The sequence below is a fragment of the Sinomonas sp. G460-2 genome (assembly GCF_047759905.1).
Classification (GTDB): domain Bacteria; phylum Actinomycetota; class Actinomycetes; order Actinomycetales; family Micrococcaceae; genus Sinomonas.
The window spans coordinates 31,636-41,790 of sequence record NZ_JBKZWT010000009.1; the positions used below are offsets into that span (position 1 = coordinate 31,636).

A 10,155-nucleotide genomic window follows, 5' to 3' on the forward strand; every position below is an offset into this window, starting at 1 on the left:
TGCACTAAACAAATATTTATTCTAGTGCATGTTCCAGCAGGAGGGAAGCCGCAATGGAGGAGCTGACCGCCCCCTTCGACCTGATCGTCGTGGGAGCAGGCATCAATGGGCTTGGGATCGCGCGGGACGCAGCGATCCGAGGACTGCGAGTCATCCTGCTGGAACAGGATGATATCTGCAGCGGCGTTTCGGCCTGGTCCGGTCGTCTGGTCCACGGTGGACTTCGCTATCTCGAGCATCGCGATTTCGCCCTCGTCCGCGAATCGCTCCGCGAACGCGAACGCCTCTTCCGTCTCGCCCCTCACCTCGTGAAGCCGCTCCGTCTGATCATGCCGATGTACGAGCATAGCCGCCGTCCGGTCTGGCTCATCAAGCTTGGGATGTTCGTCTACGACGCGCTGTCCTTCGACAAGAAGACCCAGGGCCACGAGGTCCTGGGCCGCGACGCGCTCCTGCGCCGATTCCCCGGGATTGCGCCTTCGGGCCTTCGCGGCGCCGTTGTCTTCACGGACGGCCAGGTCGAGTATGCGGAGCGGCTCTGCGTCGAGGTCGCTGTGGCCGCTGCGGGGGCTGGCGCGGTGATCCGGACCAAGGCCCGGGTCGAAGAACCCATCTTGAGCGGGGGAAGGGTCGTCGGCGTCCGCTTTCAGGACATGCTTTCCGGCACGACGCACGACGTCCGAGCGCCAATCGTCCTTAACGTGGCCGGCCCGTGGATCGACAGGGTGTTCCTCCGGGGGGTGCCTCCGCAGCCCCGCCTCAATGGCGGCACGAAGGGCAGCCACCTCGTGGTGGATCCCTTCCCGGGGGCGCCGAATGACGTCGTGTACTACGAATCCAAGAAGGACGGCCGGCTCGTTCTGGTCATTCCGTGGATGGGCCGGTATCTCATCGGGACCACCGACCTCCGGTTCGAGGAGGATCCGGGCGAGGCGCGGTGCGATGCCGATGAGATGGCCTATCTTCTCGGCGAGGTCAACGAGCTGATTCCCGAGGCGCATCTGACCCAGGACGATGTGCTGTTCACCTACTCGGGCGTCCGGCCACTGCCCTACGCGCCCGACGTCGAAGAGTGGCAGGTGCCGCGCAGCCATGTGCTCCACGACCACGCGCCCGACTTGCCGGGCCTCATCACGGTCGTGGGCGGGAAGCTGACAACCTACCGCCAACTTGCCGAGGACGCGGTCGACGACGCCTTCAAGCGCCTCGGCCGGCAGAGCCCCAAGTGCGTCACCTCGAGGCTTCCTCTCCCCGGGGCCGCCGGCTCCTCGGAGGAGGCGCGGATCTACCTCCTCGGCGAGGGCCTGTCGGAGCAGACGGTAGCACGCCTCCTCGACCTCTACGGCAGCAGGGCTCTCGATGTCTTCGCGGAGTCGGGCGGCGACGAGGAGCTCGCGGAGGTTCTCCATCCCGCGACGGGGGCGATAGGGGCAGAACTGGTCTTCGCCATGCGCCACGAGTTCGCCAAGACCCTCACCGACGTGCTCGCCCGACGCATGCTCCTGGCGTTCGAGCCCGACCATGGCACCGCCGTCGCCCAACGCGCGGCAGCGATCCTGGGCAAGCGCCACGGATGGGATGAGGAACGGCAGGCTTCCGAAGTCGCCGGCTACTTCGAGTGGCTCACGCGGCTCGCGGTCCCCGGTCAGGCAGAATCGGGGAAGGCCGACTCCCTCAAGGGCACGCGTCGATGAGCGCCCGATATGTCATGGCACTGGACGAAGGATCCACGAGTGCCCGAGCCGTGCTGGTTGACCTCGAAGGGGAGATTGTCGCCGAGGCGCGGAACCCCGTCACACCGCTGTTCCCGAAGCCCCGCTGGGTGGAGCTGGACCCGATGGCCCTGTGGCAGGCTCAGCGCCTCAGCATGGACGCCGTCATGGCGAAGGCGGGCGCGTCGTCCGATGACATCGCGGCGATCGGCATCACCACGCACCGCGAGACGTGCCTCATCTGGGACCGCAGGACGGGTGAGCCGGTGCATCCCGCCCTCATGTGGATGTCCAAGCAGACGGACGCCATCGTGGAGAGCTGGCGCCTCGACGGGCTCGATGACGAGTTCAGGAAGAGGACCGGCCTGTTCAACGACTCGTTCTTCACTGCGGCCAAGCTCGCGTGGATCCTCGAGAACGTGCCTGGAGTGCGGGAGCGCGCAGAGCGCGGGGAGCTTGCCGCCGGCACGGTCGACACGTGGCTCCTCTGGCAGCTGACCGGCGGACGCTCGCATTTCACCGACCACAGCGAAGCATCCAGGACGGCCCTCTTCTCGCTCGAGACTCTGGATTGGGACGAGAAGCTCACCGAGGCCTGCACGATCCCGCAGCGCCTCCTGCCTCCGGCCCTTCCTTCGGACTCGCGCTTCGGCGAGATGCGTCCGGCAGATGTAGGCCTTCCGGGACGCACGAGCGTTCCGGTGATGGCGATCATGGGGGACCAGCAGGCGGGCATGTTCGGCCAAGCCTGCTTCGAGGCCGGCTCGGTCAAGAACACCTACGGAACCGCCGGCGTCCTGACGGCGAACAGCGGTCAGCAACCGGCCATTCTCGACGGCCTGACCGCAAGCGTGGGCTGGACCGCGGCGGGGTCCACGGCATACGAGATCGAGGGCGTGGTGTTCCACTGCGGCCAGACCCTGCAGTGGATGCGCGAGCGCCTCGGGGTCCTCCAGCCCGACGAGGACGCGGAGACAGTCGCACGACGGGTGCCGGATTCGGGCGGCGTCTATATTGTTCCCGCCTTCGCGGGCCTCTGCGCGCCGCACTGGTCACGGGACGCGAAAGCGAGCATCGTGGGGCTCACTCTCGAGACTGGCTCCGAGCACGTGGTGCGGGCGGGCGTCGAGGCGATGGCCTATCAGACACGGGACAACATCGACGTTCTCACTGCCGCGGGCATTCCGGTCCCAGAGCTCAAGGTCGACGGCGGCGCGGCCCGCAGCGATCTGCTGTGCCAGTTCCAGGCGGACATCCTCGGCATCCCGGTGCACCGCCCGACCGAGCTCGAGCGAACGGCCCTCGGCATCGCCCATCTCGCGGGAATGGGCGTCGGCCTATGGAAGCAGGAGGACCTGTCCACAGGATGGCAGGGGGACAGGGTCTTCGAACCCACCATGACGGAGGGGAGGAGGGAAGAGCTGTACTCGGGCTGGTGCGAGGCTGTGAGGACGGTGACCGGCCGTCACTCGGCGGACATTCCCCTCAGGGGAGGGCAGGCATGACGCAGGCGGCCTTCGGAGCCGGCCCCATGGCCGTGGTCCGAGACCCCCGTCCAAGGTCCGGCATCGCGGACATGGAGCTCGTCTGGGGAAAGCTGGCTTCCCTCGCGGCCGGCGGCCCCGGAGAGCTCAATCTCGCACGGCCCGAGGCGACCGCCGCGTTCAGCCGGCGTGACTCGAGACTCAGAGGGTACGCGCGCGCCGAGGCATGGATGGACTCCCAGGGATTCTCCTCGATCATCCGTCCTGTCGGAGGCCATCTGGCGGCCTACGGCCCGGGAGACCTCGTGATCCACCTGTGGGCGCCGCACCTCGGCGCCCGCGCCCACATCCGCGAGCGATTCGGGCTTTTCGGAGACGCTCTCGCGCGGGCCCTGCGCGCCGTCGGGATCGACGCGAGGGTCGGTCCCGTGCCCGGCGAGTACTGCGCGGGGGAGTTCAGCGTCAACGACTCCGGTCGAGCAAAGCTCGCCGGCACCGGGCAGCGGATCACCAAGCATGGCTATCTGTTCAGCGCGGTGGTGATGGTCGAAGAGGCTGGACGCGCTCGCAGCACGCTGGCCGGCGCGTACAAGATGCTCGACCTCGACTTCAATCCCGAGACCGTCGGCTGCGTTGCCGACTCCGCACCAGGGACCACACTCGACAACGTCCGGGAGGCCCTCGTCGGAGAACTGTACCGCACCATTCCGCTCGGGGCGGGCTCCCCAGCCCCGCCCGTATTCTCGCAGCCACCTCGAGAGGCCCTCGCAGCGCCGATCGGAACGTCAGGAGGATCTCGTGTCCAGTGACCACCCCATGCGCCCTGCCGTCGACGCCATCCGGCGCCGCCCCCGGGCTCAGGCGCTCATCATCGGAGGCGGGATCAACGGCGTCGGCACGTTCCGCGACCTTGCACTGCAGGGGGCGGATGTCGTCTTGGTCGAGCGGGGTGACTTCTGCCAGGGAGCTTCGGGAGCCTCGTCGCACATGATCCACGGCGGCATCCGGTATCTGGAGAACGGGGAGTTCCGGCTCGTGCGCGAGTCCGTCGTCGAGCGCAACCGGCTCCTGCGCATCGCCCCGCACTATGTCAAGCCCCTCCAGACGACGATCCCGGTTTTCAGCACCTTCTCGGGACTGTTGAACGCGCCCCTGCGCTTCCTCACGCACCGCTCCGGCAAGCCGCAGGAACGGGGTGCGCTGCTCATCAAGGTCGGGCTCGCGCTCTACGATGCATTCTCCCGTCAGGGAGGGACTGTCCCGCGGCACCGGTTCGTGGGACGCAAGCGTTCCTTCGCGGAGCTTCCGAGCCTGCGCCACGATGTGAAGTACACCGCCACCTACTTCGACGCCTCGGTGCACAACCCGGAACGGCTCACTCTCGACGTCTTGCGCGACGGGCTCCAAGCCGGGGGGTCCACGGCGCGTGCGGCCAACTACTGCAGCGCCGTGGGGATGGACGACGACGGCGCCGTGCTGCTGCGCGACGAGCTCACCGGGGAGGAATTCGCCGTTCGCGCCGACGTGGTGGTGAACGCGACCGGGGCTTGGGCGGATCGGACCAATGGAGCGCTCGGCGCCTCCACGCATTTCATGGGCGGCACGAAGGGATCCCACATCGTGCTGGATTCCCCGGAGCTGCTCGCCGCGACCGGGGGGCGGGAGCTCTTCTTCGAGCACAGCGACGGGCGCATCGTGCTGATCTACCCGATCGGGGACCGCGTGCTCGTGGGAACGACCGACATCGATGCCGGCGAGGATCTCACGCCCGTCTGCACGGATGAGGAGATCGCGTATTTCTTCGGCCTCATCCGGCACGTCTTCCCCGACGTCTCGGTTGGCGAGGAGCAGATCGTCTACACCTTCGCCGGGGTCAGGCCGCTCCCGCGGCACGACGACACCGCGCCCGGCTTCGTCTCGCGGGACTACCGGATCGAGCGGACGGCGCACGGGGGAAAGCCGGTCCGGCTGAGCCTCGTGGGCGGGAAGTGGACCACCTTCCGCGCGGTCTCCGCGCACCTAGTGGACGAGGTGGTCAAGGAGCTCGGGATGGCGCGCGTCCGCAGCACCGCCGAGCTGGCCATCGGCGGCGGTGCCGGTTTCCCGCAAGGGGAGCGGGCCAGCCAGGCCTGGCTCAAGCGCCTGCTCGGCGGCGGCGTGGACGCCGCGCGGGCGAAGACTCTGTTCGAGCGCTACGGAACGCGCGCCGCCGAAGTCGTCGCCTTCCTGCGCGCTGGCGACGACGGCCTGCTCGAGAGCACGCGCGAGCTGAGCACACGCGAGCTGGCCTACATGGCGGAGCACGAGCACATCGGGCACGTAGTCGATGTGCTCGTCCGCCGGACCTCGCTCGCGTTCCGCGGCCTTGTCACAGCCGAACTCGCACGGGAGATCGCCCAGGTCCTCTCCGCGCACTTGGGCTGGGACCCCGAGCGGATCCGGGAAGAGGCAGAGGACGCCCTCCACATCCTCCAGACGGCCCACCGCATGAGGGCCGAGCCCGAAGGAGCACTCCTGTGACGCTCGCACCCGAGGGGCGCCGAATGCTGCGCATCGAGCAGCGCAATGCCGCGACGCCCGTCGAGCGCAAGCCCGACTGGATCAAGGCAAAGGTCCACATGGGCCCCGAGTTCATCCAGCTCAAGAACCAGGTGAAGAAGGAGGGGCTGCACACGGTCTGCGAGGAGGCCGGCTGCCCCAACATCTTCGAATGCTGGGAGGACAAGGAAGCGACCTTCCTCATCGGCGGCTCCGAGTGCACGCGGCGCTGCGACTTCTGCCAGATCGACACCGGCAAGCCCTCGCCGCTGGACCGCTTCGAGCCCACGAAGGTGGCCCGCTCGGTCCGGTCCATGTCTCTCCGGTACGCGACCGTGACCGGCGTCGCCCGCGACGATCTCGAGGACGAGGGGGCATGGCTCTACGCGGAGACCATCCGCAAGATCCACGAGCTCAACCCGGGCACCGGCGTCGAGATCCTCATCCCGGACTTCTCCGGCAAGCCTGAGCACATCACGGCGATCTGCGAGGCCAAGCCCGAGGTGTTCGCGCACAACGTAGAGACCGTTCCCCGCATCTTCAAGAGCATCCGGCCTGCGTTCCGCTACGAGCGCTCGCTCGATGTCATCACGCAGGGCCGAGACCAGGGCATGGTCACGAAGTCCAACCTCATCCTGGGCATCGGCGAGACCCGTGAGGAAGTCTCCCAGGCTCTGCGCGATCTGCACGAGGCCGGCTGCGACCTCATCACCATCACCCAGTACCTGCGCCCGTCGGAGCGGCATCACCCGGTGGACCGCTGGGTCAAGCCGCAGGAGTTCGTCGAGCTCTCCCAGGAGGCCGAGGAGATCGGCTTCCTGGGCGTGATGAGCGGGCCGCTCGTGCGCTCGTCCTACCGCGCGGGCCGGCTCTGGGCGACGGCGATGCGCAAGAAGGGCTGGGAGATCCCGCCGCAGCCCGCGCACATCGAGTCGTCCGGCTCCACGCGCCAGGAGGCTGCGACCCTCCTCGCCGGCCAAAGCCGCCGATCCACCAGCCCAGCCGATCATTCCAGGAGGTAATCATGACCACCGCCCTCGACAGATATGCGGATATGAAGCCCCGGTGGGACTATCCGGTCGTCATCGAGTCCCACATCAACGGCATCCGCACGAAGGAGATGAACCCGAACACGCCGATCTCCTATGAGGAGATTGCCGAGGACGCGATCCGGTGCTGGGAGGCCGGGGCCGGTGCGATCCACGCGCACAACAGCAGCTTCGACCTGCTCGGCGAGGACGCATACAAGGACTACATGCGCACATGGGACAAGGTGCTGGCGAAATACCCCGACATCACGTGGTATCCCACAACGTGCAACAATCTCCGTCTGACCGGCCACGAGCACGGCCTCGAGCACGTTCCATTCCTCTCCTCGGGTGCGAACGTGAAGATCGCCTGCGTCGATACGGGCCTCACACTGTTCGCCACGGACGCCGACGAGGAGGGATACCTTTCCGGCCCCGAGTTCGGCTTCAACTACCGACGCATTGCCAGCCAGATGAAGATGCTGCGGGAACGTGCCATGCCCATGGTCTTCGGCGTCTACGAGCCCGGGCATCTGCGGCACGCGATGCACTACGTGAATCGGGGCCTCTCCACCCCTGGCTCCATGTGGGACTTCTACCTCATCGGAGACTACGGCCTCACCGCCCTCGAACCCATCGGAACGAACGGCATGAAGCCCAGCCTGGAGAGCCTCTACTACTACCTCTGGATGATCGAGGAAGCCAAGGTCAAACACCCGTGGTACATCTCCATCTGGGGCCAAGGCGCCCTCGACGACACCCACATCCTCCGCAGGGCCATCGAACTCGGCGGCCACATCAAGACAGGACTCGAGCTCTTCTACGACCCCGACCGAAACCCGACCAACCTCGAACTCCTCCAGCAGGCACAGGAGATAGCACGAGAAGTCGGCCGCCCCATCGCAACCCAGCAAGAGGCCAAAGCCCTCTACAAAATCGCATGACCCTGGCCGGCCATCGTCGCCGCCTTGCCCGTTCCTGACAGGACGCCAGACCAAATCCCAATTTTGTCACGATCGGCTTGAGGAACTTGCGTTTGACCTTTCGGTGCCCAGGCCACGGCTCGTCGCAGACGGGCGGTGTCCACTTCGGTGCCTACGGAAGGGGCAGCCCGGATCTCGATACCGGCAGCCGGTCGGTTTCCCGAGCGATCCCAATCAGCGAGCAACTGCTGGATCGTTTAACTCTGAATTTCCATTCACCATTGCCCAGGAATCAAGGAAAGGGCAGCTCATGCTTTCTGAGATTGAAGAGGCCCTCGAGGCGCTCCGACAGGGGAAGGCGATCATCGCGGTCGACGATGAAGACCGCGAGAACGAGGGCGACATCATCATGGCCGCCCAGCATGCCACGCCGGAATGGCTCGCATGGATCATCCGCATCTCGAGCGGCTTCGTCTGCGCTCCGATGCCGAACGAGACCGCGGACTCGCTGGACCTGCCCCTCATGACCGAGGAGAACAAGGACTCCCTGCGGACGGCCTACACCATAACGGTAGATGCCGCCAACCAGACCACCACCGGAATCAGCGCCACCGACCGCTCCCGCACCCTCCGCGTCCTCGCCGATCCCTCCTCCAGCCCGGCGGACCTGATCCGACCCGGTCATGTCCTTCCACTGCGGGCGGTGGACGGCGGTGTACGGCAGCGTCGGGGGCACACCGAGGCCGCCGTGGACCTCCTCAAGCTGGCGGGTCTCCGGCCCGTCGGCGTGATCGCCGAGGTCGTTGCGGACGACGGTGAGATGATGCGGCTGCCCGGGCTGCTCGAACTCGGCCAGGAGAAGGGCATGCCCGTGATCAGCATCGCCCAGCTCGTCGACCACCTGGGAGTCGGGGACTGAGGCCGAGGCGCAGGAGACGGAAAGTCGGGGCCGCCTGTCATCCGAATTGTTCCCTCGGGGAAGGATTCTGGGTGGCGCCGGAAGTGTCCGGGAGCTGGCCTGGGGCCGGTCTCCCGCCCCGCGGGCAGGGTGCTCCCTCATCCCTGGCTCCCGTTCTCCGGGTCCGTGCCCGGCCCCTCAGCGGCGCGCCGAACGGCCTCGAGAAGGCGGTGGGAGCCGATCTCCCGCAGGACGAACTCACAGTCCACCTGGCTCTGTTGCGGAGCCTCATCGGGGTAGCTGGCAAGGAGGACGCATCCGAGCCCTGGGACCGATTCCCTGGCCTGTCGGCAGACCTCGATCCCGTGGCCGTCGGAGACCGTCGAGTCCAGGACGGCCACGCGGGGCCGGAGCCGCGGGAGGAGCCGGAGCGCTTCCCGAACCGAGGCGCCTTCGCCCACGACCTCCATGCCCTCGTGCTCGAGCAGATGCCTGATCTGGGCCCTGAGTCGCCCATAGCCGATCAGGAGGAACACCCGCAGATGCGTGGCTCCCGTCGCCTCTTCATCTCGGTCCACTTCGCACTCCCTGCTTTCGTGTGGAAATCCCCCAGGTCGAGCACAGAGCTCGAACAGCGCGCCGCACTAATCGTCCTGCCGATCCGGGCTGTGACACCGCCGGGATCACTTGTTCGATGCTCATGACGGGCAGGTCGACACTCGCGGCCGAGCTCCAGCAGCGCGGGCAGGCGCATCATCTCCCCATCCTCTGCCGCTACTTCGGCGATCACGCCGACTGGCCTCAGGCCTGCAAGGTCGAGGAGGCCGGCTTCTGTGGGGCCCGGGTGCTCCCAGATGCTGCCCCCTTCGACCGCGCGCAGCGGCACGACATGGCCCGGACGGACGAGATCTTCCGCGACCGAACTCGGGCAGGGCGAGGACTCTGAGGGTCCTCGCCCTGTGGGTGGCGCTGATCCCGGTCGTGGATCGGCCAGCCGCGTCAACCGTGACCGTGTGGGCCGTGCGGAGCGTCTCCCGCTTCTTCTCGGTCATCAACGGCAGGTCGAGCGCATCGGCGATCTCGTTGATCATCGGAGCACAGACAAGACCGCTGGTGACCCGGATCATCCACGGCAGCATTTCCGGCGGTGCGGCCTGCTCGGCGGCCGGGATCATGTCTCCCTCGTTTTCACGGCCTTCGTCGTCGACGGCGATCACGCGCCGTCCCTGCCGGAGGCCCTCTAGGGCCTCGAGCGCGCCGTCAAGATCGGACAGACCGCTCTGCTCCCGCATGGCGCCTCGTCCCTTCGCCGACATGCTGCCCTCCTCGCCCAAGGTGTTTCCCGATTGCCAGGTCGCTTAATCCGGGCGCAAGCGCCTCCCGAATTCTGCCGTCCGGCAGGGCACGACGGCCCCACGATGGACACCGGATCTCTCTCACGAACGGTGTTTGGGTTTCGGGACCACGCGGGGGGCGTCGCCGGGGTGACGTGCCGGCTATGTTCCGTAGATGAATTCCTCGGCGTGGGCGACGGCTTTCTTGAACGAGTCGTTGCGGAGGGCGACGGCGTGC

8 protein-coding genes and 2 pseudogenes are annotated in these 10,155 nt (G+C 67.1%); 7 read left to right on the forward strand and 3 right to left on the reverse strand.

The genetic code is table 11. From position 1 onward, the window contains the following. The first annotated feature begins 53 nt into the window (after positions 1-53). The 7 genes and pseudogenes from glpD to ribB all read left to right on the forward strand — a co-directional run. Positions 54-1,694, forward strand: coding sequence for a glycerol-3-phosphate dehydrogenase (gene glpD, locus ACLN58_RS02380; protein WP_415853677.1), 1,641 nt, complete (start codon positions 54-56; stop codon positions 1,692-1,694). Then, positions 1,691-3,217: an FGGY family carbohydrate kinase gene (locus ACLN58_RS02385; RefSeq protein WP_415853678.1), complete on the forward strand. Its 1,527-nt coding sequence runs from the start codon at positions 1,691-1,693 to the stop codon at positions 3,215-3,217. Before glpD ends, ACLN58_RS02385 begins: the two co-directional genes overlap by 4 nt. Next, positions 3,214-4,005, forward strand: a complete 792-nt coding sequence (locus ACLN58_RS02390) for a lipoyl protein ligase domain-containing protein (RefSeq protein WP_415853679.1) — start codon at positions 3,214-3,216, stop codon at positions 4,003-4,005. The genes ACLN58_RS02385 and ACLN58_RS02390 overlap by 4 nt, the downstream gene beginning before the upstream one ends. Positions 4,006-4,012: 7 nt before the next feature. Next, entirely contained in the window at positions 4,013-5,716 is a 1,704-nt protein-coding gene (locus ACLN58_RS02395; RefSeq protein WP_415853684.1) for a glycerol-3-phosphate dehydrogenase/oxidase, read from the forward strand. Then, the gene (gene lipA, locus ACLN58_RS02400) at positions 5,713-6,756 is read left to right on the forward strand and encodes a lipoyl synthase (RefSeq protein WP_415853680.1); all 1,044 of its coding nucleotides are present in this window, start codon (positions 5,713-5,715) and stop codon (positions 6,754-6,756) included. The genes ACLN58_RS02395 and lipA overlap by 4 nt, the downstream gene beginning before the upstream one ends. Before the next feature lie 2 nt (positions 6,757-6,758). Next, positions 6,759-7,706 carry a 3-keto-5-aminohexanoate cleavage protein gene (locus ACLN58_RS02405; protein WP_415853681.1) on the forward strand — a complete coding sequence of 316 codons (948 nt, stop codon included), beginning with the start codon at positions 6,759-6,761 and terminating at the stop codon, positions 7,704-7,706. Positions 7,707-7,995: 289 nt separating this feature from the next. Further along, a pseudogene (gene ribB, locus ACLN58_RS02410) lies at positions 7,996-8,589 on the forward strand (3,4-dihydroxy-2-butanone-4-phosphate synthase); the annotation flags it as partial. A 152-nt stretch (positions 8,590-8,741) separates the two neighbouring features. Here ribB and ACLN58_RS02415 read toward each other — a convergent pair. The 3 genes and pseudogenes from ACLN58_RS02415 to ACLN58_RS02425 all read right to left on the reverse strand — a co-directional run. Beyond that, a complete protein-coding gene (locus ACLN58_RS02415) occupies positions 8,742-9,161 on the reverse strand; it encodes a response regulator (RefSeq protein ID WP_415853682.1) in 420 nt (139 codons plus the stop codon). Beyond that, positions 9,107-9,469: a 3,4-dihydroxy-2-butanone-4-phosphate synthase gene (locus ACLN58_RS02420; protein WP_415853683.1), complete on the reverse strand. Its 363-nt coding sequence runs from the start codon at positions 9,467-9,469 to the stop codon at positions 9,107-9,109. Before ACLN58_RS02420 ends, ACLN58_RS02415 begins: the two co-directional genes overlap by 55 nt. A 97-nt stretch (positions 9,470-9,566) precedes the next feature. Further along, a pseudogene (locus ACLN58_RS02425) lies at positions 9,567-9,899 on the reverse strand (3,4-dihydroxy-2-butanone-4-phosphate synthase); the annotation flags it as partial. Positions 9,900-10,155 lie beyond the last annotated feature (256 nt).

Coding starts and splice junctions, on each gene's coding strand:
- ACLN58_RS02385 (WP_415853678.1), top strand. CDS start 1,691: ATGAGCGCCCGATATGTCATGGCACTGGACGAAGGATCCACGAGTGCC.
- ACLN58_RS02405 (WP_415853681.1), top strand. CDS start 6,759: ATGACCACCGCCCTCGACAGATATGCGGATATGAAGCCCCGGTGGGAC.
- ACLN58_RS02395 (WP_415853684.1), top strand. CDS start 4,013: ATGCGCCCTGCCGTCGACGCCATCCGGCGCCGCCCCCGGGCTCAGGCG.
- glpD (WP_415853677.1), top strand. CDS start 54: ATGGAGGAGCTGACCGCCCCCTTCGACCTGATCGTCGTGGGAGCAGGC.
- ACLN58_RS02390 (WP_415853679.1), top strand. CDS start 3,214: ATGACGCAGGCGGCCTTCGGAGCCGGCCCCATGGCCGTGGTCCGAGAC.